This window comes from Paludibacillus litoralis (genome assembly GCF_037646705.1).
Taxonomy (GTDB): domain Bacteria; phylum Pseudomonadota; class Alphaproteobacteria; order Rhodobacterales; family Rhodobacteraceae; genus Pikeienuella; species Pikeienuella litoralis.
The window spans coordinates 12,346-35,738 of record NZ_JBBHER010000008.1 but is presented as its reverse complement, the minus strand read 5'-3'; the positions used below and the strand labels follow the sequence as shown (position 1 = coordinate 35,738).

Below are 23,393 nucleotides of genomic sequence, written 5' to 3'. Positions count from 1 at the left end.
TCACTCACTTCGCCACCTTCACCAGTTCGTAGTTGGCGTGGCCGAACTCATTGCTGCGGGCCGCGATGTGCTTGTCCTTGGCGCGATAGATTGTGAGATCGAACGGCGTGCCCTCGATGGTCGTCACGATGCGCCCGTCCTTGATCTCGTAGCTCGCCGAGGAGCTGGATACGCCGCTGTGCATTATCTCCAGCAGATCGCCGCCATTCGGCAGCTCGCCGTCCAGTTCCGTGACGATGCGCTTCCCGTTCACGCCGAACAGCACGTTGGTCGTCCGGCCGGTCACGGTGTTGCGGACCGTAAGGTTCTTTCCGAAGACAAGCTTCTTGAGCTCATCGTCGTCGAGCGCCGTCGCCCCATCCTTGAGCAGGTCGGCGACCGTCAGGCCGGGCTTGGCTTTGGCCGCTTCAGCCGCCGTTGGCGTGTACCAGATCGGCGTGCCCCATGCCCGTTCCTGGATCGCCGCCGGCACGCCGCCGGGCGGTGTGATGCCGAGCGCGGCCGCATCATATGTGCTCCACCGGGGAGTCGGTATCTGAAGAACGCGCGCGTAATAGAACGCGTGCTTGCTCGCGTCGAAATCCGGGTCGGTCCAGAGCGCCTTTAGCTCCACCGCCCCGATGTCGTTCCTGTACGTCGACTTCGTGATATCGACGGTGTCGCCGACCGGAGGAAGTTTGCCCGTGGAGGGGTCGAGCGCCCGCGCGCCGGACCAGGCGACATCATAGATCTTCTCGAAGATCTGTCCGTCCCTGGTCCATCCCTTGATGATCTGGATCCGATCGAGATTTCCGTCCGCGGGATCCTTGACAGCCCATACGACGAACGACGGGGCCGCGACTTCAGCCGGGGGAAGGTCGCCGCCCATCGGAACCCCTCCGGCGTAGGCGGCCTTGGCCCAATCCTCTTGCGACAGGATGTTCTGATCGTAGCCCCATCCCCCGAACATGCGCAGCTTGATGTGCGTTCCGCTGGTTCCGTACACCTCCCGGCGCTGCATCGCGGAGAAGATCGAGTCGCGGGTGTTCTCTTCCGCCCAGACGGCGGTCAGGCCCGAGGTGCTCGTTTTCAGGATTTCCATGCCGGATGCGACGGCCCCGGACAGCCGGACCGCGGGCGTCGCGTCGGAGGCGCCATGGTCGCCGAAAAAGTTCGACTGGGCGTAAGCCGTGACCGTGTTGTGCGAGTCGCCCCCGCCCACGACGCCGGTTTTGTACGGATTGAATCCGCGCGCGTCCTGCATCGCCAATCCGCTCTGGTAGGCGTCGCGGACATAGCTCCCGTAGATCTTTGAAAAGCTGTTATCCACACCGATCAGATAATTCATGATCTCGAAGTTGGCGAACTCATCGTTCGGCGACAGGACCGGATGCGTTTCGGATGCGCCCTTGGCCTGCTTGATCTCGGTCAGCGGTTCGTTGAGCATCCGTTGCTGAGCCCATGCCGCGTCGATCGGCCTGTTCTTGCTGTCGACATCGATCGGGAACATGATGCCGTTGGAGAGATTGGCGTTGTGCGAGATCGCCAGCGCTTCGTTGCCGATTTTGCGCTGGTCGTCCATCCAGTTCCACAAATCCTCGGGATGGTCGGACTGAATCGCGCTGAACGGCGCCTCGGGAACTTTCGCGCAGTCCTTGAAGAACACGTTCCGATGCATGTTCTGGTTCTGCGGCATGGCTGTCCACTCATAGGCGCAGAACGTCGTGAACTTTCCGGGCGCGTTATACTTGTCCGCGATCGAATTGTTATGCGCCCAGACCGAATTCATGACCTTGGGATCGAGCAATTCCTTGATCGGCTCGCCATGGGCGATGCTGCCGGCCATCCATTGGAATATGTCCATGACGGTGTTGTCTTTCGACACTCGGAGCTTGGCGGCTACTGGCAGTTTGCTGAGCGCCGAGTTCGGGTCGTTCGCCAACCTTATGACGCCCACATATTCCGCATGGTCCGAGACCCCCTGAAAATCGAGCGGCGTCCGGATCTTCACATCATAGCCCGCGGGATGCTTGACCACCCGCCCCATCGAGTACTGATACGCCTCTTCGGGCCCGGTCACGGTATTGCCAAGAATGTAGGCGTCGAGCGACCAGCTCGTGTGCTGGTGAGTTTGCCCGAAATACACGTTTCGATCCTGCGCATAGGCGGAGCCAACGAGGAGGAGTGAAGCCATGGGAGCGAGAAAGGCGGAAGTTATACTCACGGCGCGCATGCGAATCTCCTGATTTCATAGTCGGTCGTCAACATTACGTTTCCTAAACTTAATCGCCCGCAAAACGCGGGAAACGACGTGAAACAAAGGCTAGATGTATACACAAACAGGGCTGAAATTAAAGTTGCGCACGCGTGAAAAGTTGCGCGCGCGTGAATCGTCGTGGCGCGAGCAGGCGCCCGACGCTCATGTCGCCTCGGCGTTCGCGAAAGATCATCGCCTCGCAGCCGCGACATTCCTCCCCGCCGCAACCGCACCGCGCGTCAGGGCGCTGTCCTCTGAGGGCCAACCCCTGCTCGTTTGACCAGGCGCGCTGAAAGAGAGGTCTCGCAAGAGCCGGCCCTCGTCTCTCGAAGATGTGCGGGCTGCGGTGGTGAAGAACGGGCGAGCGGGGACATGGCGAGGCCCGCGCCCCGGGCCGGGGATCTGCCGCCCAGGCCCCTCGGCGCGTCAGTGGAAATCCCGGCTCGGGAACAGCTTTTTCGCTTGTTCGCGCGGATGCCGCGCGGACGGCGCGGCGCCGGCCGGGCGCTTCGCTTCATCCGTGCGCGCATCGTCGATTTCGATCAGCGGCCGCCCGAGCGTGGCGAGCATCGCCGAGAGATCCTCGACCCGTTCGGCGATCAGGTGGGCGACCCGGCCCTCGCGCTCGACCCGGCCCGTGACGCGCAGCAGGCGCCCGGCGATCACCGCCTTGCGGAAGGCCGCATAGATCCGCGACCAGACCACCACATTCGCGACGCCGGTCTCATCCTCCAGCGTCAGGAAGACCACGCCCGAGGCCGTGCCGGGGCGCTGGCGGGTGATGACGAGGCCGGTGACCGTGATCCGCCCCTTCGCCTGCGGCAGCCGCTCATGCGGCAGGCTCTCCGGCAGGCGCGGGCGCAGCAGCTCCAGCGGATGCGCGCGCAGGCTGAGACGCAGGGACAGATAATCCTCGATCACCTCCCGCCCGAGGGTCATCGCCGGCAGCGAGACCTCGGGTTCGATCCCGCCTTCGCCATCGGCCCCGAAAAGCGGCAGGGGCTTCGGAGCCCGCAGCGCCCGCGCCGCCCAGAGCGCGTCGCGGCGGTTGAGGCCGAGCGCGGCGAAAGCGTCGGCTTCGGCCAGCCGCTCCAGCGCGTCCGGGCGAACCCCGGCCCGGCGCCAGAGGCTTTCGACATCCGGATAGCCGTTGCCGCGCGCGGCGACGATCCATGTCGCGTCCTCCTCGCGCATCCCCTTGATCTGGCGAAATCCCAGCCGCAGCGCCAATGCGCCGTCCGCGCGCCGCTCCAGCGTGCAGTCCCAGAAGGAATGATTTGCCGAGACGGGGCGGGTCTCCACCCCATGTTCGCGCGCGTCGCGCACGAGCTGGGCGGGGGCGTAGAACCCCATCGGCTGACTGTTCAGCAGCGCGCAGGTGAAGGCCGCCGGATGATGGCGCTTCAGCCAGGCGGAGATATAGACCAGCCGGGCGAAGCTCGCCGCGTGGCTTTCCGGAAAGCCATAGGAGCCGAAGCCTTCGATCTGGGCGAAGCAGCGCGCGGCGAAATCCGCCTCGTATCCCCGCGCCAGCATCCCCGAGATGAAACGGTCGCGAAAGGCGCCGATCGTGCCCATGCGCTTGAACGTGGCGAGGGAGCGGCGCAGCCGGTCGGCCTCCGCCGCGGAGAAGCCGGCGGCGACCACGGCGATCTGCATCGCCTGCTCCTGAAACAGCGGCACGCCATAGGTGCGCCCCAGCACCTCCATCATCGCGGGGCCGAGATCCTCGACCTTCTCCTTTCCTTGCCGGCGATTGATGAAGGGATGCACCATGCCGCCCTGGATCGGCCCCGGGCGGACGATGGCCACCTCGCAGACCAGATCGTAGAATGCGCGCGGCCGCATCCGGGGCAGGAAATTGAGCTGCGCCCGGCTTTCCACCTGGAACACCCCGATCGCATCGGCGCGGCAGAGCATGTCGTAGACGGCCGGATCTTCGGGCGGCACGCTGGCGAGGGTGAGAGCGAGGTTCGAATGGCGCTCCAGCAGTTTGAACGCCTTCCGAATGCAGGTCAGCATGCCGAGGCCCAGCACATCGACCTTCAGGAGGCCGAGCGCGTCGATATCGTCCTTGTCCCATTCGATGACGGTGCGGTCCTCCATCGCCGCGTTCTCGATCGGGCAGAGCTCGTCGAGCCGCCCATGGGTGATGACGAAGCCGCCGACATGCTGGCTGAGATGGCGCGGGAAACCGATGATCTCGCCGATCAGGCGCGCGGCGAGCATGACGCGGCCGTCCGCCGGGTCGATCCCGGCGGCGCGCATCCGGTCCTCGTCCGGCGCGGCGGAGGAACGCCCCCAGATCTGGCCCGAGAGCCGCGCGATCACGTCCTGGCTGAGTCCCATCACCTTGCCCACCTCGCGGATCGCGGCGCGTGAGCGGAAATGGATCACCGTCGCCGTCAGCCCCGCGCGGTGGCGCCCGTAACGCTCATAGATGTGCTGGATCACCTCTTCACGGCGTTCATGCTCGAAATCCACGTCGATATCGGGCGGTTCGCCGCGCTCCTTCGAGATGAAGCGCTCGAAGATGAGCGTGATGCTCTCGGGCGGAACCTCGGTCATGCCGAGCAGGTAGCAGACCACCGAATTCGCGGCCGAGCCGCGCCCCTGACAGAGGATGCCGCGCGACCGGGCGAAGGCCACGATGTCATGCACGGTCAGGAAATAGGGCGCGTATTCCATCTCCTCGATCAGCCGCAGCTCCTTCTCGACCCGCGCCGCGATCTTCGCGGGGGCGCCGTCCGGATAGCGCCAGCGCAGGCCTTCGCGGGAAAGCCGCGCAAGCCGCGCCTGCGCCGGCTCGCCGTCCTCGGCCTCGTCCGGGTATTGATAGCGAAGATCGTCGAGACGAAAGGCGCAGCGGTCCGCGATCTCCAGCGTGCGGCGGATCGCGGCGGGATAGCGGTGGAACATCCGCGCCATCTCGTCGCCCGACTTCAGGCGATGCTCGCCATTGGCCAGGCGGCGCTCACCGATATTGTCGATGGTGCAGCCGGCCCGCAGGCAGGTGAGCACATCGGCGAGCGGGCGGCGGGCCGAGCGATGCATCATCACCTCGCCCACCGCGACCATGGGCAGGCCGGTCGCCTGCGAAAGCTGCGCCAGACGCTCGAAGCGGATCTGGTCGCGCCCGTCGTAATGCGGGGCCGCGCCGAGGAAACACTGGCCGGGAAAGGCGCGCGGCATCTGGCGCAGATCGCCCGACATATCCGCCTCTCGCGGCGCGTCCAGCGGATCGGGGGGGAGGGCGATCAGAACCATGCCTGCGCCCCACTCCAGCAGATCCTCACGCGTCAGATGGCATTGGCCTTTCCCGGCCCGGCGCTTTCCGAGAGAGAGAAGCCGGGTCAGCCGCGACCAGGCGGCCGCATCGACGGGCAGGGCCAGCCAGTCGGCGGCGCTGTCGGCCAGAACGATGCGGGCGCCGGGGATCAACTTTGGCGGCGGCGCGTCGGCCGGGATCCGCGGCGCGGCTTCAAGCGGGGCGGGGGGCGGGCTTCGCCGGCTGGAATGGTCGGCCACCCGCCGGGAGCGGATCGCCGGGCCATTTTGCGCGCCGCCGGCGGCCGCCCGAGCTTCCTCGGAGAGCCGTTTCAACTCCTTCAACGCCGAGAAGGCCCGCACCACGCCCGCGACCGAATTGCGGTCGGTGATGGCGATGGCCTTGAGGCCCAGCTCGGCGGCGCGCGTCACCAGCTCTTCGGGGTGGGACGCCCCGGTCAGGAAGGTGAAATTCGTGGTCACGCAAAGCTCGGCGTAGGCGGTCATGGAAACTCCCCCTGGACCGACCAGTTCGGCGCCTGCGGCGTATGGAAAAGCCAGAGCCGCGGCCCCTCGCGCGTCTCGACCCGCCAGTAATCGCGCAGGCCGCTGCGCCATGCCGGATCATCGAGCCACCATTCCGGGGCGATCCGCTCCGGTCCGACGGCGCGCAGCAAGGTGAACCGCATGCGCCGCCAGCGGAAACTGGCGGGCGGATGGCCGGGGCGGCGGATCCCGGGCGCCGTCACCGGTTCGGGCGGAAAGATGATGATCGGCCGCTCCGGCCCGGCGCGGCCCGGCGGCGCTTCGGCTTCGCTATAGGCGGCGGGAGCGAGCAGAAAGCTGCGTTCGGGGATCTTGCTCTCCGCCGGCAGCAGGCGCAGCACCCGGTCGAACCCCAGCCGGTTGCCGAGGCGCGAGAACAGGTCGGCCAGCGCATCCTCGCGCCGCGAGGTCGGGCCGCCGCCCAACTGCTCGGGAGCGAGCGCCTCGGTCACATGGGCGGTGAGCCGCATCGCGTCGACGCCGAATCCCGTCTCGATTTCTTCGACGCCTCTGGCGAAAAGCGCCGCGATCCGGTCGGGGTCGCGCATCGCTCGGGCGAGGCCGATTTCGACATGCGCGGCCTCCCGGTCCACCCGGCGCAGCTCCAGCCGCAGCCGGCGCGCGCCCATATGGTGAAGAGAGAGTTTTTCGCAAAGCCGCTCCAGCAGCCGCGAAAGCCCCGCCATCAGATCCGTCCGTAGGCCGATCGGCTCGGGCAGGGTCATCCGCACCCCGAAATGCGGGGCGTCCGGCTCCGCCGCCACCGCTTCGGGCTGCGCCCCGAGCGCCTGATCGAGCCGCAGCATCAGGCCGGGGCCGAACCGCCGGGCCAGAGGCGCGCGGGGCTGCGCGATCAGGTCCCTGATGCGGGCGAGCCCCACTCGGGAGAGCGCCGCGGCGGTCTCGCCGTCGATCCGCAGGGCGGAGACGGGGAGATGCCCGATCCCCTCGGCGAGCCCGCCTTCCGGCGCGATCCCGCCGCCATTCCGGGCCAGCGCATGCGCCGCGCCGCGCGCGCCGGCGATCGCGCTGGCGGCCGTAAAGCCCATCCGGTCCAGTCTCGCGTGAAGATCGTCGCGGAGCGCCGCCTCGCCTCCGAACAGGTGCGGCACGCCGGTGATGTCGGCGATCAGCCCGTCCGATCCGTCCACCGCAAGCATCGGGGCGTAGCGGCTCGCCCATCGGCGGAGGCTCGTCAGCGCGGCGGCCTCGCGCGCCAGATCGGCGGGCCGGGTGGCGAGGTCGGGGCAGATGGCGCGCGCATCGGCCAGCCTCATGCCGCGATGCAGCCCGCGCGCCTCCGCGTCGCGGTTGAGGCAATGCACATGGTCAGAGTCGCCTGACCGATGGATCAGGGCGAAAGGCCCCGGAATGGGGCGTCTCCGCAGGCTGGCGTCGCTCGCCAGCCTCGGAAACCAGATGGAAAGCAGCCGTCGCGCCATTCCAATGCACGGTCCAATTCCCCAAAGTTCCCTGTTTGTTCTTTTTAAGAGACCAACGCTGCAGAGTCGAGTCTCTGCTGTCGCCCGCGACCGGCGCGCAGCGCCAGCGCGTCTCGGCCGCGTTGGCGCCCGCGCCGTCCTGGATCAGCATCAGCCCGGTGGTCTTCCCCGCCTCGCTCGCCAGCTGCAGCCGCCGCCCCGCCGTGAGCGAGAGCGGGCTTGACGGCTCCGCGATCACCAGCCCGACCGGCGCGCTCCGCAGCGCCTCCTCGACCGACCAGAGAAGATCCTTCTCCTTCGCCGGGCGGATCACATGCAGCCGCTCGCCCACGCCGTCGGGCAGGCCGCGCAGCATCGGCAGATGCGGCGCGTGGCCCGGCAGCACCCAGATCAGCGGGCCGGGATGGCGCGCGGCCTGAAACAGGGCGAAGGCGCGCCGGCCGCTCCCTTCGGCCTCATGCGTCCGCGCCGGCGCCAGCGTGAACGGATCCGATGGCGCGGGGTCAGGCCGCATCTTCGCGCTCCCCTTCGGCGACGATCTGGAGCATCCCGTCGGCGAGCGGGCGCTGGAGCGTCAACGCCTCATCCGCCGGGGCGGTCAGCCAGCGCCGCCAGTCTTCCGGCCGCGTCAGGATGACGGGCATGGCCCTGGGGTGAACCGGGCGCACCTCGGCGTTGGGCGGGCAGGTCAGAAATCCGAACAGATCCGCCGTCACCTCGCCCTCCTTCAACTTGCGCACCGAGGTCCATTCCGTGCGCAGCCCGGCGAAAAATGCAAGCGGCCGATCCTGCCCGAGCGCGAACCAGACCGGCGAATTTCGCGGCGCGCCGGGGCGCTGGTCAAGCTCGGAAAAGCTGGTGAAGGGAACGAGGCAACGATGCTCGACCCCAAGCCAGCGCCGCCAGTGCGGCGAAGCCACGTTGCGGATATTGGTCACGCCGGGATCGGTGCGTTTGCCGCGCAGGAATTTCTCAGGCGTCGGCATCCCCCACCGCGCCATCGACAAGCGCCAGTCTCCGCCGGACCCGCGCCTGACGATCGGGGCCGAATAATCCGGCCATATCCCGGTCAGCGGCGGCAGGTTGCCGACATCGTCCACAAAGCTTTCGTCGCCTTCGAGCACGCCATCGAAGAGGCGGCGCATCGCGTCCTGGCTCTTGGTCTGGGAATAGAGATTGCACATGTGCGGCGCTCACGAGAACGAAAACGGGTCAGGCTGGATCTGAACACTGTCAGACCATCCGCGCGATGGGAAGCGCGCCGCAGGGGCGCTTCGAGACGGATGGCCTTTCGCCGCGAATGATCGGGGCTCGCCCACAACGCAACCGCGCCTCTCGCCGCCTCCAGATCCGGTGGATCGGGGCGCTCGGCATCGCCGGGAGGGCGTCGTTTCTCCGTCAGTCCTTGCGAGCCGGCGGGAAGCGCGCCCCTCTGATATCGCTCAACCCGTTTCGGATCAGGCGCCTATGGTTGTCGCCAGAGGCGCCCGCCTTCCAGTTCGACGGCCAGGTAATCGATAAAGAGGCGCAGCTTTGGCGGCATCGGCGTGACCGCGGGCCAGACCGCCGTGATGGGCAAACGGCGCGTTTCGAGATCAGGCAGGATACGCTCCAGGCGTCCTGCGGCGATCGCCGGGGCGGCGATGAAGCCCGGCAGGATCGCAAGGCCCAGCCCGTTGACGGCCATGTCGCGCATCGCCTCGCCGTTGTTCAGGGTGATGCGGTTGGAAAGGGCTGGCGGCGCGGTCTTGCTGGTCCGCCAGAGCTGCGCGTTCGTCATGTGGTGATAGCCGATCACCTGATGGGCGCTCAGGTCCGCGAGCGTCGCCGGCCTTCCATGCCGAACAAGGTAGTCCGGGCTGGCGCAGGGGATCGTCTCATCCTCGCAAAGCTTGTGCTGCATCAGCGCGGCGTCACGCATCTGTCCGATGCGGATGGCGATATCGAAGCCCTCGCGCGCAAGGTCGCGGGCGCGGTCGTCGTAGTCCATGCGCAGGCGCAACTCGGGATACGCCGCGGCGAACCGGGCGACGATCGGCGTCAGGTGAAGCGTCCCGAAGCTCATCGGCGCCGCGATGGAGAGCGTGCCGCGCAGGGGATCGTCGCGCGCGCCGCCCCAGGCCGCGCTTTCCGTGGCGGCGGTCAGCTCCGCCAACGCCGGGCGCAGCCGGTCGTCGAGCCTGATCGCGGCTTCGGTCGCCGCGATGCGGCCGGCGTTGCGCCGGAAGAGGGCGGCGCCCAGGGATCGCTCCAGATCGGAAATGCGCTTGCTGACCACCGATTTCGACAGATTCAACCGCGCGGCGGCGGCGGTGATGGCGCCAAGCTCCATCACCGTGAGGAAGGTTTCGATCTCGTCGAGGGTGTAGCGCATGGAGTCATGATTAGCCGCCGTCTCATCGTTCGCAAGAGTCGAACGCCGCTTTCGCCTTGCGGTCGCTGGCGTGGAACCTGTGACCGCTCCATTTTCAGGGCAGCGAAAGGAGGCCGTCATGGAGCTGACAGGCATTCATCACCTGACCGCCATCACCGCCAATGCGCGGGCGAACAAGCGGTTCTATACCGAAACTCTGGGTCTGAGGCTGGTCAAGAAGACGGTGAACCAGGACGACACCTCGGCCTACCACCTGTTCTATGCGGATGGACGGGCGAACCCCGGCACGGATCTGACGTTCTTCGACTGGCCGGCGACGCCCGAAAAGCGCGGGACGCGCTCGATCAGCCGCACGGGATTGCGCGTGTCCGAAGCCAGCCTCGACTTCTGGGCCGAACGGCTGGCGGACGCCGGGCTGACGCGCGGCGGGATCGTCACGCTCGATGGGCGCGCGACGCTCGATTTCGAAGATCCCGAAGGCCAGCGCTTCCGCCTGACGGCGGACGACGCGGGCGAGGCGCATCCGTGGGAGCAAAGCCCGGTGCCGCCCGAGAACCAGATCAGGGGGCTGGGGCCGATCACGATTTCGGTTCCCGATCTCGGTCCGACGAAAGAGGTGCTGACCCGCGTGCTGAACATGCGCGAGGCGCGCGCCTACGCCAGCCCTGACGGGCGGGGGCGCGTGCATGTCTTCGAGATGGGGCGAGGCGGCGCCGCGGCTCAACTGCATGTCGCGGCGCAGCCCGATCTGCCCGTCGCGCGGCAAGGCGCAGGCGCCGTGCATCACGTCGCCTTCCGCACGCCCGATATCGAGGCCATCCGCGGCTGGCGGCGCCGTCTCGATGAACTCCGCGTTCCCAATTCGGGCGAGATCGAGCGGTATTATTTCCGCAGCCTCTATTTCCGCGAACCGGGGGGCGCCCTGTTCGAGATCGCGACCGACGGGCCGGGCTTCGCAGTGGACGAGCCGATGGAGGCCCTGGGCGAAAGCCTGTCGCTGCCGCCCTTCCTCGAAGACCGGCGCCGGCGGATCGAGGCGGGGTTGAAGCCGCTCGATTGACCGGATGGCCGCCGGTTTTCCCGGCGGCCATCTCGCGCATGCCGCAGAATGCGAAAAGGTGAACGATGGAGCCGTGACACTGAAAAGGATTTCGTCACTGCTCCCCCCGGGCTCAGACGAGACGGGTGCGCTATTCGGCGCCGCCATTCGAAAAGGCATGGCGGGCGCCGGCGGGTCAGGCGGCCAGCCAGCGCGCAGCGCTCTCCACGTCCGCTGCGCCCAGATCGTGGCCGCCAGGCAGCGTGTGGCTTTCAACATCCGCGCCGTCATCGCGCAGCGCCCGCTCCAGGGCTGGCGCCATGCGCCTGAAAGGATCGTCTGCGCCATTCAGCAGCAGCACCCTGGCGCCCGCCAGATCGGCGGCCGGCGGCTCCTCCAGCACATTGATCCCGCGCAGCAGAACCGCGCGGCGCACCGCGGCGGGATGAAGCTGCATCACCGCGCCCAGAAGATTGGCGCCGTTGGAATAGCCCAGAAAGGTCATCTGCGCCGCATCAAGCCCGTAGCCTGAAACCGCGCCCTGAACGAACGCGGCGAAGGCCTCGGCCTCGGCGCGGATATCGGCCTGATCGTAAGTCATCGCGTCGAAGCGGCGGAACCAGCGGTTGAGGCCTTCTTCGGTCGAGCGGCCGCGCACTCCCAGCAGCGTCGCGCGCGGCGCGATCCGGTTGGCGAGCGGCATCAGGTCGGCCTCGGACCCGCCGGAGCCATGCAGCAGAATGATCGCGCCGCCGTCCGGGTTGTCGGGGCGGTGAAAGCGGTGGATGAAAGGCAGATCGCGCATGGGGCCCCTTTCTTCGCCCGGCAGGGCGAATTGCGGCGACATCAGTTTCAGATCCTGCGCGCGGCCCGCGTCTTGCGGTGGGGCGAACAGCGTCTCTCCGAGACGATCCAATGGCTCGTCCACCGTGAATCCAGGGCCGTCGGTGGCGTATTCGATCAGCGTCCCGGCGGGTTCGCGCATGTAGAGCGACAGGAAATACTTGCGGTCGCGGATCTCCGGGGCGGCGGCGGCGCCGAGAGCGCTCCGCAATCGCCGCAGCTCCGCCGCGTCCTTCGCGCGAAAGGCGACATGGTCGACGATCCCGGCGCCCGGAATGCTGGGCACGAAGCCGGCCGCGTCGCGGACATCGACGAAGTCGCGCTCCGAGGCGAGCCGCCGGATCGCGCCCTGCGTCTCGCCGCCGTGAAAACCGAAACGGCCAAGGAATGCGGCCGTCTCATCGGGCCGCTCGGAGAGGATGGTGACGGAATGCAGGCGCGTCGGGGCGATCGAACCCGGCGGCTTCGCGGTGGCGGGCGCGGCCACGCCCACGAGTTTGACGACCAGCCCGTCAGGGTCCTTTAGCCGAAGCGCCGGCGCGCCGAGCTCGCGCGACGGCCCTTCGGTCGGCGCGCGCGCCTCCAGCGCCCGCGTCAACCAATCGCCGATGCTGGCGGGCGGCACGGCGAAACCGATCTCCGCCACCTGCCCGTGTCCGACGCGCCCGCGCCCGCCGGCCTCCCACACGAGGAAACTGACCAGCGAGCCGGGCGCGCCCGCCGCGTCTCCATAAAACAAATGCAACTGTTCGGCGTCCTCGAACCCGCCGGTCCGCTTGACCAGCCGCAGGCCCAGAAAGCCAGCGTAGAAATCCACGTTGGCCTGCACATTGGCTGTGATCCCGGTGACGTGATGGATGCCGCTTGTCATCTCAGTCTCCCGCTTCGCGGGCGAGCACGGCTTGCACCGCGGCGTCCGCCGCAATCCGGTCATGCAGCGCCTGCACGTTGTCATGGCCGTTCAGCCCGCCCGGCAGCATGTTGATCGCCCAGCGGATCATCGGAAAGGCGTAAGCGTCGATCACCGAGCGCGCGCCCAGCATCCAGTCGCGCCCCTCAAGGTGGGCGTCCAGATGGCCCAGCTGCTTGCGCGCCAAGGCGCGTCCGGCGCTCGTCACGGCCTGTTTCGCCGCCTCGCCGTCATCGACGGTATAGCGTTGCGGCAGGAAGATCGGCCAGAAGGCGGCATGCATGTCGCTGGTCAAGAAGGCCGACCAGCGCCGCGCCTCGGCCTGCTCGCGCAGGGTGTCGCCGCCGCCAAGCCCTGCTTCGGGGTGCTTCTGCGCGAGATAGCCGAGGATCGCGCCCGCCTGGCTCAAGAGCCAACCGTCATCCTCGCGCAACGTGGGCACGGCGCCCGCTGGGTTCACCGCCAGCAACTCCCTGGAGCCGAAACCGACCTTCACCGCGTCGTAAGGCGCGCCGATCCATTCCAGAACGATATGAGGGGCCAGCGAACAGGCGCCGGGTGCGTAGTAGAGCGTGGTCATGAGACTCTCTCCAGATTCCGATTTATCAGCGGCTTGCATCCACCCGCCGGCCGGCGATCCCTTGTTCTTAAGGGCCATCGGCCGGCCAGGCGGGCGGACCTGTCCGGAACGCGCGGGACAGATTTGGGAGGTCAGCCTTGCCTGAGGGCGGCGTGACTGGTCATCAGGTTGCGATAATCGGGGATGTGGTTTGCGAACAGCGCGCCAAGCCCCTCGACATCGTTGCGCCAGTCGCGATGCAACTCGCACGCCGCGCCGAACCACGTCATCATCTGCGCGCCCGCCGCCGACATGCGCTCCCAGGCGGCGTCGCGGGTCATCGGGTTGAATGTGCCGGATGCGTCGGCGATCACGAAAACCTCGTACCCTTCCGCAAGGGCGGAAAGAGCCGGGAATGCGACGCAGACCTCGGTCACGACGCCGGCGATGATCAGTTGTTTCTTGCCCGTGGCCTTGACCGCCCTGACGAAATCCTCGTTGTCCCAGGCGTTGATCTGGCCGGGCCGGGCGATGAAGGGCGCGTCCGGGAAGGCGTCCTTCAATTCGGGCGCGATGGGGCCGTTCGGGCCGTCTTCGAAGCTCGTGGTCAGGATGGTCGGCAGGTCGAAATACTTCGCCATATCGGCCAACGCCAGCACGTTGTTCCTGAACTTGTCGGGATCGACGTCACGGACCAGCGACAGCAGGCCGGCCTGGTGGTCCACCAGCAGGACGGCGGCGTCGTCCTTGTCGAGACGGGTGTAGGGGGTGCTCATGCGCTTGTCCTTTTCGGTCGCACGGGAGTCGCGGCTTGGCGCGGCGGGATCGCCTGGCGCTCCTCTGCGCCTGGCGATGCTCTGGAAGATAGGTTGTTCCGATTGCGCCGTCTGCCGCGCGAAATCCAAACGCCGCGTTCTGATTCGCCGAACGGCGTGGCCCTCAAGACTTGCGCCAGGGCGGGCGATCCATGGCGCTCTCTGCGCCCGAAAGGAAACCATCATGAGATGGAATCCGGCCCTCGCCCCCACCTGGTGAGACGGAGGCTTGCGCGTTCGTTTTGACAGCGCCTTTTCAGCGCTATTGACGGCGTATTCTTTTCTATTGATGTTCGGCTGGCCACAATATTCAGTTGGACATTCCAGCAAATGGAACAATAGAATGGACCGCCTCCGGTGTATCCAGGTGTTCGTGAAGGTTGCTGAGCGCGGCGGTTTCGCCGCCGCCGCGCGCGACCTGGCGATGTCGCCGCCGGCCGTGACGCGCGCCGTTTCGGCGCTGGAGGAGCGGATCGACACCCGGCTTCTGATTCGCACGACACGCTCGGTTCGACTGACCGAGAGCGGCGCGCGCTTCCTGCAGGACAGCCGCCGCATTCTGATGGACCTGGAAGAGGCGGAGGAAGCGGCGGCCGGCTCTCACGCCGCGCCGCGCGGAGAGTTGCGCATCACCGCTCCGGTGCTGTTCGGGCGGCTCTTCGTCACCCCGATCCTGGGCGATTTTCTGGACCGCTATCCCCTGGTGAACTGCCAGACCCTGTTTGTCGACCGGATCGTCAACCTGATGGACGAGGGGCTCGACGTGGCCATCCGCATCGGCGATCTGGCGGATTCTTCGTCAACCGCGGTTCGCGTGGGATCGGTGCGCCAGGTCATGATCGCGGCGCCGGCGTATCTGGAGGCGCATGGCTTTCCTCAGCACCCCACCGATCTCCCGCGCCACCGATTGATCAAGTCGCTGGCGATCAGCTCCGAACTCGAATGGTCGTTTCAGGAAAAAGGCGCGCCGTTTTCCATCCATTTCGAGCCCCGCCTTCGCATGAACACGAATGACGCGGTGATTGACCTGGTGGCGCGGGGATGGGGGATCTCGCGTCTGCTCTCCTACCAGATCGCGCCGCAGCTTGCGGAGGGGCTGGTCCAGACCATTCTCAGCGATTTCGAACCGCCCCCCATGCCGATCCATGTGGTTCATCAGGAGGGCCGGATGGTCTCGTCGAAAGTGCGGGCCTTCGTCGATTTCATGGTCGATCGTCTGCGCGCCGATCCCGCCATCAACTGATGCGCCGTCTGCGGCCGGTTCGATGATTTTCAGCATCGTTATTCCATGAGCGGGAATAATATCTTTCCAATTTTGCTCATTCTCACCCTGAATCAGACGCCTCATATGAGCGGGCGACAGCACGAACCCGACTCGCGCGGCGCCGAATGATCGTCGGCGTCGGAATGCTCTCTGATTGAGGAAATCTTCATGAACAGCCTGCCTTTGCCTCCCTTCACCGCGGAGACCGCCGCCGAAAAGGTGCGACTGGCCGAGGACGCCTGGAACAGCCGCGACGCGAAGCGCGTCGCGCAGGCCTATACGCTCGACAGCCGGTGGCGGAACCGGGCGGAGTTCGTCGAGGGCCGGGACCAGATCGAAGCCTTCCTCATCCGCAAATGGGCGCGCGAGCTGGACTATCGTCTGATCAAGGAGGTCTGGGCCTTCGGCGACAACCGCATCGCCGTCCGTTTCGCCTATGAGTGGCGCGACGACAGCGGACAGTGGTTCCGCTCCTATGGCAACGAGAACTGGGAGTTCGACGAGCACGGGCGGATGCGCCGCCGGCACGCCAGCATCAACGATCTGCCGATCCGGGCCGAAGATCGGAAATTTCACTGGCCGTCCGGGCGACGGCCCGACGACCATCCCGGACTGTCCGAACTCGGGCTTTAGCGCCGCGCCCGGCATCTCAGGGGACCGGAAGAACGACCGCAAGATCAAAGGAAAGAGAGAATGTCAGAAAACGCAGTCACCAGAGGCGCCCATCATGTCGGTTTGACCGTTCCGGATCTGGCCAGAACCCGGGCGTTCTTCATCGACACGCTGGGATTTTCGCAGGTCGGGGAGAAGCCGGACTACCCTGCGGTCTTTCTGACCGACGGCGTCACGATGATCACTCTCTGGCAGGCGGTCGATCCGGCCACGGCGGTTCCCTTCGACCGCAAGAACGTCATCGGGTTGCACCACGTCGCGCTGAAGGTCGAGAACGCGGATCGCCTTGAAGACCTGCACCGGGAGTTGACCCGGACGGCCGGCGTCGGGATCGAGTTCGCGCCTGAGTCCCTTGGCGGCGGCGCGACGAAGCACATGATGTGCTCCATTCCCGGCGGCGTCCGCATGGAGTTCATCGCGCCCGCTGGCTGAGGCCGCATTCCGGACGCGCCGGGGGCGCCCAGCGTCCGCCCGCGAGGAAGTCCGCGCCGGCGATCCGGGACGGGCGGGGCGGGCGTTTGCGCCGCTGCGCGCCCACGCCTCTCCGGCCGGCCGCGTCCGCCGCGTGCCCGACCTGGCCTTTACGTCTTCGAAGATACGACCGGCGACGTCGCGCGTAGCAGACGCAATCAGGAGCGAGGCCCATGTCCGATGATTCGCCGCAGGCCGACTCCCCCTTCCATGCGGGTGAACGGCAGGTTCAGGAACGCATGGGCGTGCGCGCTATCGAAGACTGGGCGCGCAAGGTGGTGCGCCCCTACATGCCGGAGCAGCATCGCGCCTTTCACACGGCGCTGCCTTTTCTGGTCGCGGCGGGGCGGGACGCCCGAGGCCGCCCGTGGGCGACGCTGCTCGTCGGCGCCGAAGGCTTCGTCACCTCTCCCGATCCGCGCACGCTGGTCATCGACGCGAGACCGGCGCCCGGCGACGCCCTCGACGGGGCGTTTGCGGCGGGCGCCGATATCGGGATCCTCGGCGTCGAGCTCGCCACGCGCCGACGCAATCGCATGAATGGCCGGATCGAAAGCGACGGCGCCGGCGTCCTCGTATGCGCGGTGGGTCAGACGTTCGGCAACTGCCCGCAATATATCCGCGAGCGGGCGTGGCGGCGCGTCGACGGCGCGCCTGCGGGGCCGCCGCGCCGGGGCCGCAGCCTGACCCCGGCTCAGCGCGCGTGGATCGCTTCGGCCGACACCTTCTTCATCGCGAGCGGCCACCGGGGGGCGAGCGAGGGGGCGGCGTTCGGCATGGACGCCTCGCACCGCGGCGGCGAGCCCGGCTTCGTCCGCGTCGTCAGCCCGACCCGCCTCGTCTTTCCGGATTACGCGGGCAACAACCACTTCAACACGCTCGGCAACCTCGTGGCCGCTCCCCGCGCCGGTCTGCTCTTCGTGGATTTCGAGACCGGCGGCCTGCTCCAGCTCACCGGGACGACGTCGATCGACTGGGACTCGGCGGCCGTTGCGCGCGTTCCCGGCGCCCGGCGTCTGGTGACGCTCGATATCGATGAGATCGTCGATCTGCCCGCCGCGACGCCCCTGCGCTGGGACGCGCATGCGGAGTCGGTGCGCGCGCTGCGCCTGGTCGAGAGAGTCCGGGAAAGCGACGATGTCACGTCATTCTTTTTCGAGGCGCGGGACGGCGGCCCGTTGCCGCCCTTCAAGGCCGGCCAGCATTTGCCGATAGAGCTTGAGGTTCCGGGCTTGGCGGCGCCCGTCCGGCGAACCTACACGCTCTCCGGCGCGCCGGGCGGCGCCCGGTACCGGATCAGCGTGAAGCGCGAGCCGTTTGGCGCCGCGTCACGCCAACTCCACGATGGCCTCGAGGTCGGCGCGCTCATCAACGCGCGCAGGCCCGGCGGCGCCTTTCTGTTGCCATCCGGGCGGCGCCCGGTCGTGCTCGCGAGCGCCGGCGTGGGCGTGACGCCGATGGTGAGCATGCTCCACGCCCTCGCGGACGAGGGCGGCGCGCGCCCGGTATGGTTCGTTCATGGCGCCCGCGACGGAGGCCACCATCCGTTCGCGCGCGAAGTCCGCGCGCTCGCCGCGACACGCCCGAACATACGCGTCCACGTCGCCTATAGCCGGCCGCGCCCCGAAGACAGAGCCAATTCCGCCTGCGACGCCGAGGGCCGGATCGACGGCGCGCTTCTGGCCGATCTCGCAGGCGACCCGGATGCGCACTATTTCCTTTGCGGCCCGACGCGTTTCATGATCGACGCCCAGAACGGCCTGGAGCGCCGCGGAGCGCCCGCAGAGCGTATTCATACCGAGTCGTTCGAGTCTGCGGGGTGATCGGCTCGGGCTTTGACGCCGCAACCCGAACGCGCCCACGCGGCGCCCCCCGCATTCGCCTGAAGGCGGGCATTGCCGACGATCTCCTCTCCACAACCTGCCGGAATTGAGATCGGGCGATCAGTTTTCGACGTGCTTGATCTCCGCAGTGCTCTCGCGAACGATCAACTGGACGGGCAGAACATCCGAGCCGCTCGCTTCGGCGCCGTCGATCATCTGCAGGAGCCGCGTGGCGGCGCGGTGCCCCATCTCCGCGGCGGGAACGCGAAGCGTCGTCAATTGCGGCGCGGAAAACTGGGTGATCGGCAGGTCGTCGAAACCGACGATCGAAATATCCTCCGGAACGCGGAGCCCAGCATTCCGGCAGGCGCTCAACGCGCCGACCGCCTGAATATCGTTTGCGGCGAAGACGGCCGTCGGCGGCTCGGGCGTGATGAGCATCCGGCTCATCGCCGTCTGCCCCTCGACGAATTCGAAATCCCGCTCGAAGATCAGGCCGGAATCGATATCCAGACCGGCTTCCGTCATCGCGTCCTCGTAGGAGCGCCGCCGCTCCCGGGCCCGATCGTTGACATCCGACCGGCCGCAGATCAGGCCGATCCGCCTGTGGCCAAGGCTCAGAAGATGATCCATCGCCAGCCGGCCAGCGGCGTAATTGTCGAAGGATACGCAAGGATAACTCGACGAGTCCGCGAGGCGCCAGGTCAGCACGCAGGGCACGCCGTTTCGCTCCAGCATCCGGTAGACGCCGGGGTCGTGCTCTCCCCCGGTCAGGATGATGCCGTCCACCCTGCGCTCGACAAGCCGTCGGATGAGGTTCTTCTCCGTCACGGCGTCGAAGTCGCTGACCACAAGGATGACCGCGTATCCGTTCTTCTGCGCGAGGCGCTGGATCGCATGCGTGGACGAGGCGTAGATCGAGTTCGTGATCGTCGGGATCACAAGGCCGATCGTCATCGTTCGCCCGCCCGAAAGCGCCCGCGCCATGCCGTCGTTGACGTAATCGTTCTGCTCGATGACGCGCAGCACCGCGTCACGCTTCGCGGAGCTGACGGACTCGGGATTGTTCAGAACGCGTGAAACAGTCGCGGTCGAGACCCCCACTTCGCGCGCGATCTCACGGATCGTCCTGAGCGGCCGGCGCCCTTTCTTTGAAACCGGGTTCACGATGACAGGTCCACTCATAGGTTCCGTTGAACGGCAATTACGCTGCAATATCGCCTTGTGTCTACCTATTCCATGATTTTCACCGCCGCCGAGAAGTAGGATTGACACGAATCAGATCGCATGGTGGGTTGGATTTGTAACCGGTTACAGAAAAGACCGGACGACGCCATGGGAGATTCAAATGCCGCAATTCGTGAAGCGCGCACCGCCGCGCAAGCCTCAGGACCTTGCGGCGATTCACGACACCGTCCGCGAGATGATCGACAGCATACGCGACCAGGGCGACGACGCCGTGCGCGCCTACGCCGCCAAGCTCGACAAATGGGATGAGCCGGACTTCCGCGTCTCCGAGGACAGGATCCGCGAGACGGCGAGCCGCCTTCCCGAGACGTTCAAGGAAGATTTCGCGATTTGCCTCGCGAATGTCAGAGATTTCGCCAAGCGGCAGCGCGATTCGATCTCCGAGTTCGAAGCCGAGATCGCGCCCGGCGTCCTCCTTGGGCAGAAGCTGGTCCCCATCAACCGGGCCGGATGCTACATTCCCGGCGGGAAATACCCGTTGATATCGGCGGCGGCGATGAGCGTCGCGACCGCCCGCGTCGCCGGCGTCGGCCACATCATCGGCTGCGCCCCGCCCCGGCCCGGCGAAAACGGCATGTATCCGCAGACGCTCTATGCGCTCCATGCGTCGGGCGCGGATGACATCTATTGCATCGGCGGCGTTCAGGCGATGGCGTCGATGGCCTTCGGCCGTGTCGGGATGGCGCCTGTGGACATCATCACCGGCCCCGGAAACCCCTATGTCGCCGAAGCGAAACGGCAGCTTTTCGGCATGGTCGGCATCGACCTTCCCGCCGGCCCGACGGAGGTCTGCGTGCTCTGCGACGGCACGGCGGACGCGGAGCTGGTCGCGACCGACATCCTCGGCCAGGCCGAACATGGGCCGGACAGCCCGGCCTGGGTCGTGACGACATCGGCCGAAATGGGCGCCGCCGTTCTCGCGGAGATCGAACGCCAGCTGAAGACCCTGCCGACCGGCGAAATGGCCGGGCGCGCCTGGAGGGATCTCGGCGAAATCGTCGTCGCCGCGGATCGCGATGAGGCCGTGCGGATCGTGGACGACTACGCGCCCGAGCATCTCGAGATCCAGACCGCCGAGGACGACTGGTACCTGCAGCGCATCCGCAATTACGGCAGCGCCTTCGTCGGCGCGGAGGCGACGGTCGCCTATGGCGACAAGGGCGTCGGCACCAATCACACCCTGCCGACCGGCCGCGCCGCGCGTTACACGGGCGGGCTCTGGGTCGGCAAGTTCATCAAGACCATGACCTGGCAGAGGTTGAGCCGCGCGGCGAGCCACGATCTCGCCGGCCCGCTCGGCCGCATCTGCCGCGAGGAGGGCATGTTGGCCCATGCGATCACATGCGACGTTCGAGGTGAGCGCTACCGGGGAGAAAATCGCGAGACGGAGACCACGACATGATCTTCTACTGGGCGGAGACTCCCGATGGATGGGGCGTGCCGGGGATTCACGGCCCTTTGGCCGGGGACGAGCTGGATGGATATGTGCAGTCCGGCGTCTATTTGATCCGCGGCCAGGGCGAGAACATCCTCATCGACACCGGCAACTGGACCACGCCCGAATATGACAACGGCATGGGCAAGTTCCTGATCGACAAGCTGGATCAGGAGACCAACGACCTCCGCTACATCCTGATCACGCATTTTCACTATGACCATACCGGCAACGCTTCGATCCTGAAGGAGCGCTACGGCGCTGAAATCGTCGCGCATCCGCTCGACAAGCCGATCATCGAAGATCCGATGCTCGTCACCAAGGCCGAGAATGTGGAGAGGTTCGGCGTCAGCCCCGAAGAGGTGCTCCGCGACTTCAATCTCGCGCCCAACGAAAGCCTTGGCCTCTCCGACCCCGAAATCGTCCGTCGTCACTGGAACCGGCCGGTCGAAGTCGACGTGACGGTCGAAGGCGGCGATATTCTCGATGTCGGCGGGCTGAAGCTGGAGATCCTGCACCTGCCGGGGCACTGCCCGGGGCAGGTCGGGGTCTACAACCCGCACACCGGCTCCCTCTACTCCGCCGACATCATGCATTTCCCGACGCCGCTCGGCCCCGCGCCGATTGGCGACGCGAAGGCGCACCGCGCATCGATCGAAAGCTGCATCAGGATCAAGCCGCAGCTTCTGCTGGAGGGACACGGTCTCTCCGCCTACTCGGAAGCGAGTTCGATGCGCCGCCTGGAGCATATGATCCGTCAGCAAGACGACATGGAGTTCCGCGTCATCCAGGTTCTTGCGCGCGCGGGCAAGCCGATGACGATTCTGGAGTTGGTGCCTGAAGTCATGCCGGTGAAATCCGAAATCGACTACGCCGTCTCGACCGGTGTCGGCATGCGCCGTTGCTACGCCGAGTGCTGCCTGCAGACCCATCTGATCCTGCAGATTGAAAAGGGTCGCGCCGAACGGGTGACGGAGGACGGGCTGGTCAAGTTCACGGCCACGAACAAGGGCCGCGAATGGGCCGCGGGCGAATTCGAGGCGAGACTCGAACGAAAATGGAGCTGAGCGCGGAATAACGGGCCAGCGATGAAAGGGAGAAAGACATGACCATGCGTTTCGGACCGATTCCGCCCGATTTCACCGACAAGCGCGTGATTGACCGGCACATGGACGCGGCGGGCCTGAGCGGCGTGTCGCGTCGCGATTTTCTGGCGTTCTCGACCGCGGCCGCCGGCGCGATGGTCACCGCCTCCGCCCTCGGCCTTCCCGGCATGGCCATCGCCGATCAGAGCGGCAAGATCGCGCATCTGATGATGACGCTCCGCCTGGAATATGTCGTGAACGCGGACGCCGGCGCGCAAGGCGCGGCGAAGGCGCTGGGGCTCGAGCATTCCGCCGTGGACGGCCAGCTCGACAGCGGCCGCCAACTCGACCAGTTCGAGCAGCAGACCACCGCCGGCGCGAACGCGGTCATGCTGCACGCGCCGGGCGGCGGCTCGATCAAGAGAATCGCGCAGCTCGCGAACGAGAACAAGGTCTGGCTCGCCAACACCTGGGGCACGCTGCCCTGGTTCACCCCCTATGAAGCCGGCGACTATTGGACCCTCTACGCCGTCCCGGAAGAATATTCGGCGCATCGCGACGTCACCCGCGAAGTCTGCAAGGCGGTGATGGCGGCGTTCGGCGGCGGCGAAGTGGTCGGCGTCACCGGCGTCGAGGGCAACACCGTCGACCTGATCCGTTCACGCGGCCGCGACGCCGCGATCGCGGAGTTTCCAGAAATCTCCCTCGCAGGAGAGCTGCCCGGAAAATGGAACCGGGAGGACAGCCAGAAAGCGATGGAGGATCTCATCTCGCGCCACCCCGACCTCAAGGGGGTCATCGCCCAGAACGACGACGTGGCCGACGGCTGCATCGCCGCGCTCCGCGCGGCCGGGTATCGGCCGGGCGAAGACGTCTTCATCTGCGGGGCCGACGGCACCTCGGGCGGGGCGGAGATGATCAAGCGCGGTCTTCTTCTCGCCACAAGCGCCAACGTTCCCCAATACATGGGAGCGCTTCTGACCACCCGTCTCTACGATGTGATGAACGGCTGGGAGCCGCGCGCCTCCGAGCGGATGATGAACTGGCGCTCGACCGCGATGACCGCGGAGAATGTCGACATCTACCTCTCCCGCTATGTCGAGAACGGCGATGTCGAGCCGTTCGACTACAAGAAGATGTCGAAGGTCGAGCACCCCGACGACTGGGATCCCCAGGCCGAGCTGTTTCCGATGGATCTCGATCTGGAGTGGAGCGGCATCGACAAGCCTGAGGGCTGGTCGGAACCCGAAGCCTACAGGAAGGCGCGCGAAGACGGAGAGGCGGAGGCGGTGGCCGCGGAATACGCGGAGCACTACAAGACGCCGATGTTCGGCCCCTCCCCGAACGCGTGACGCGGCAGAGCC

18 protein-coding genes are annotated in these 23,393 nt (G+C 66.9%); 8 read left to right on the top strand and 10 right to left on the bottom strand.

Annotated features, from left to right (window positions below; translation table 11 throughout):
- Positions 1 to 4: 4 nt before the first annotated feature.
- The 6 genes from WG921_RS14560 to WG921_RS14535 form a co-directional block, all read right to left on the bottom strand.
- Positions 5 to 2,125: a DUF3604 domain-containing protein gene (locus tag WG921_RS14560; protein WP_340109979.1), complete on the bottom strand. Its 2,121-nt coding sequence runs from the start codon at positions 2,123 to 2,125 to the stop codon at positions 5 to 7.
- 537 nt (positions 2,126 to 2,662) lie between these two features.
- A complete protein-coding gene (locus WG921_RS14555; RefSeq protein ID WP_340109978.1) occupies positions 2,663 to 6,010 on the bottom strand; it encodes an error-prone DNA polymerase in 3,348 nt (1,115 codons plus the stop codon).
- Positions 6,007 to 7,374, bottom strand: a complete 1,368-nt coding sequence (locus WG921_RS14550; protein WP_340109977.1) for a Y-family DNA polymerase — start codon at positions 7,372 to 7,374, stop codon at positions 6,007 to 6,009. Before WG921_RS14550 ends, WG921_RS14555 begins: the two co-directional genes overlap by 4 nt.
- A 4-nt stretch (positions 7,375 to 7,378) precedes the next feature.
- Entirely contained in the window at positions 7,379 to 8,005 is a 627-nt protein-coding gene (locus tag WG921_RS14545; protein WP_340109976.1) for an ImuA family protein, read from the bottom strand.
- Entirely contained in the window at positions 7,995 to 8,675 is a 681-nt protein-coding gene (locus WG921_RS14540; protein ID WP_340109975.1) for an SOS response-associated peptidase, read from the bottom strand. Before WG921_RS14540 ends, WG921_RS14545 begins: the two co-directional genes overlap by 11 nt.
- A 281-nt stretch (positions 8,676 to 8,956) precedes the next feature.
- On the bottom strand, positions 8,957 to 9,865 hold the full coding sequence (locus tag WG921_RS14535) for a LysR family transcriptional regulator (protein WP_340109974.1): 909 nt from the start codon (positions 9,863 to 9,865) through the stop codon (positions 8,957 to 8,959).
- A 118-nt stretch (positions 9,866 to 9,983) separates the two neighbouring features.
- Between WG921_RS14535 and WG921_RS14530 the strand changes: the two genes are divergently transcribed.
- Complete coding sequence (locus tag WG921_RS14530) at positions 9,984 to 10,925, top strand: ring-cleaving dioxygenase (RefSeq protein WP_340109973.1); 942 nt, start codon at positions 9,984 to 9,986, stop codon at positions 10,923 to 10,925.
- Between the two features lie 175 nt (positions 10,926 to 11,100).
- Here the strand turns inward: WG921_RS14530 and WG921_RS14525 are convergent, their stop codons facing one another.
- The 3 genes from WG921_RS14525 to ycaC all read right to left on the bottom strand — a co-directional run bounded on the left by WG921_RS14525 (position 11,101) and on the right by ycaC (position 13,992).
- A complete protein-coding gene (locus tag WG921_RS14525) occupies positions 11,101 to 12,618 on the bottom strand; it encodes a VOC family protein (RefSeq protein ID WP_340109972.1) in 1,518 nt (505 codons plus the stop codon).
- 1 nt (position 12,619) lies between these two features.
- Positions 12,620 to 13,237, bottom strand: a complete 618-nt coding sequence (locus WG921_RS14520) for a glutathione S-transferase family protein (protein WP_340109971.1) — start codon at positions 13,235 to 13,237, stop codon at positions 12,620 to 12,622.
- Positions 13,238 to 13,368: 131 nt separating this feature from the next.
- Positions 13,369 to 13,992: an isochorismate family cysteine hydrolase YcaC gene (gene ycaC, locus WG921_RS14515; protein ID WP_340109970.1), complete on the bottom strand. Its 624-nt coding sequence runs from the start codon at positions 13,990 to 13,992 to the stop codon at positions 13,369 to 13,371.
- 382 nt (positions 13,993 to 14,374) lie between these two features.
- Between ycaC and WG921_RS14510 the strand changes: the two genes are divergently transcribed.
- The 4 genes from WG921_RS14510 to WG921_RS14495 all read left to right on the top strand — a co-directional run bounded on the left by WG921_RS14510 (position 14,375) and on the right by WG921_RS14495 (position 18,261).
- Positions 14,375 to 15,274: a LysR family transcriptional regulator gene (locus WG921_RS14510; protein ID WP_340109969.1), complete on the top strand. Its 900-nt coding sequence runs from the start codon at positions 14,375 to 14,377 to the stop codon at positions 15,272 to 15,274.
- A gap of 189 nt (positions 15,275 to 15,463) precedes the next feature.
- A complete protein-coding gene (locus WG921_RS14505; protein ID WP_340109968.1) occupies positions 15,464 to 15,928 on the top strand; it encodes a nuclear transport factor 2 family protein in 465 nt (154 codons plus the stop codon).
- A 60-nt stretch (positions 15,929 to 15,988) separates the two neighbouring features.
- A complete protein-coding gene (locus tag WG921_RS14500) occupies positions 15,989 to 16,399 on the top strand; it encodes a VOC family protein (RefSeq protein ID WP_340109967.1) in 411 nt (136 codons plus the stop codon).
- A gap of 212 nt (positions 16,400 to 16,611) precedes the next feature.
- Entirely contained in the window at positions 16,612 to 18,261 is a 1,650-nt protein-coding gene (locus WG921_RS14495; protein WP_340109966.1) for an FAD-binding oxidoreductase, read from the top strand.
- Between the two features lie 120 nt (positions 18,262 to 18,381).
- Here the strand turns inward: WG921_RS14495 and WG921_RS14490 are convergent, their stop codons facing one another.
- Complete coding sequence (locus WG921_RS14490; RefSeq protein WP_340109965.1) at positions 18,382 to 19,428, bottom strand: LacI family DNA-binding transcriptional regulator; 1,047 nt, start codon at positions 19,426 to 19,428, stop codon at positions 18,382 to 18,384.
- Positions 19,429 to 19,609: 181 nt separating this feature from the next.
- Here WG921_RS14490 and hisD point away from each other — a divergent pair, with 181 nt between their 5' ends.
- The 3 genes from hisD to WG921_RS14475 are packed head-to-tail and all read left to right on the top strand — an operon-like array spanning position 19,610 to position 23,381.
- Positions 19,610 to 20,911, top strand: coding sequence for a histidinol dehydrogenase (hisD, locus tag WG921_RS14485; protein WP_340109964.1), 1,302 nt, complete (start codon positions 19,610 to 19,612; stop codon positions 20,909 to 20,911).
- Positions 20,908 to 22,011: an MBL fold metallo-hydrolase gene (locus WG921_RS14480; protein ID WP_340109963.1), complete on the top strand. Its 1,104-nt coding sequence runs from the start codon at positions 20,908 to 20,910 to the stop codon at positions 22,009 to 22,011. Before hisD ends, WG921_RS14480 begins: the two co-directional genes overlap by 4 nt.
- Positions 22,012 to 22,049: 38 nt before the next feature.
- Positions 22,050 to 23,381, top strand: a complete 1,332-nt coding sequence (locus tag WG921_RS14475; RefSeq protein ID WP_340109962.1) for a substrate-binding domain-containing protein — start codon at positions 22,050 to 22,052, stop codon at positions 23,379 to 23,381.
- Positions 23,382 to 23,393 lie beyond the last annotated feature (12 nt).

What these genes read in the sequence shown, in the direction of transcription:
- WG921_RS14505 (WP_340109968.1), top strand. Translation starts at nt 15,464, where the DNA reads ATGAACAGCCTGCCTTTGCCTCCCTTCACCGCGGAGACCGCCGCCGAA.
- hisD (WP_340109964.1), top strand. Translation starts at nt 19,610, where the DNA reads ATGCCGCAATTCGTGAAGCGCGCACCGCCGCGCAAGCCTCAGGACCTT.
- WG921_RS14530 (WP_340109973.1), top strand. Translation starts at nt 9,984, where the DNA reads ATGGAGCTGACAGGCATTCATCACCTGACCGCCATCACCGCCAATGCG.
- WG921_RS14540 (WP_340109975.1), bottom strand. Translation starts at nt 8,675, where the DNA reads ATGTGCAATCTCTATTCCCAGACCAAGAGCCAGGACGCGATGCGCCGC.
- WG921_RS14500 (WP_340109967.1), top strand. Translation starts at nt 15,989, where the DNA reads ATGTCAGAAAACGCAGTCACCAGAGGCGCCCATCATGTCGGTTTGACC.
- WG921_RS14510 (WP_340109969.1), top strand. Translation starts at nt 14,375, where the DNA reads ATGGACCGCCTCCGGTGTATCCAGGTGTTCGTGAAGGTTGCTGAGCGC.
- WG921_RS14545 (WP_340109976.1), bottom strand. Translation starts at nt 8,005, where the DNA reads ATGCGGCCTGACCCCGCGCCATCGGATCCGTTCACGCTGGCGCCGGCG.
- WG921_RS14495 (WP_340109966.1), top strand. Translation starts at nt 16,612, where the DNA reads ATGTCCGATGATTCGCCGCAGGCCGACTCCCCCTTCCATGCGGGTGAA.
- ycaC (WP_340109970.1), bottom strand. Translation starts at nt 13,992, where the DNA reads ATGAGCACCCCCTACACCCGTCTCGACAAGGACGACGCCGCCGTCCTG.
- WG921_RS14525 (WP_340109972.1), bottom strand. Translation starts at nt 12,618, where the DNA reads ATGACAAGCGGCATCCATCACGTCACCGGGATCACAGCCAATGTGCAG.
- WG921_RS14555 (WP_340109978.1), bottom strand. Translation starts at nt 6,010, where the DNA reads ATGACCGCCTACGCCGAGCTTTGCGTGACCACGAATTTCACCTTCCTG.
- WG921_RS14480 (WP_340109963.1), top strand. Translation starts at nt 20,908, where the DNA reads ATGATCTTCTACTGGGCGGAGACTCCCGATGGATGGGGCGTGCCGGGG.
- WG921_RS14520 (WP_340109971.1), bottom strand. Translation starts at nt 13,237, where the DNA reads ATGACCACGCTCTACTACGCACCCGGCGCCTGTTCGCTGGCCCCTCAT.
- WG921_RS14475 (WP_340109962.1), top strand. Translation starts at nt 22,050, where the DNA reads ATGACCATGCGTTTCGGACCGATTCCGCCCGATTTCACCGACAAGCGC.
- WG921_RS14535 (WP_340109974.1), bottom strand. Translation starts at nt 9,865, where the DNA reads ATGCGCTACACCCTCGACGAGATCGAAACCTTCCTCACGGTGATGGAG.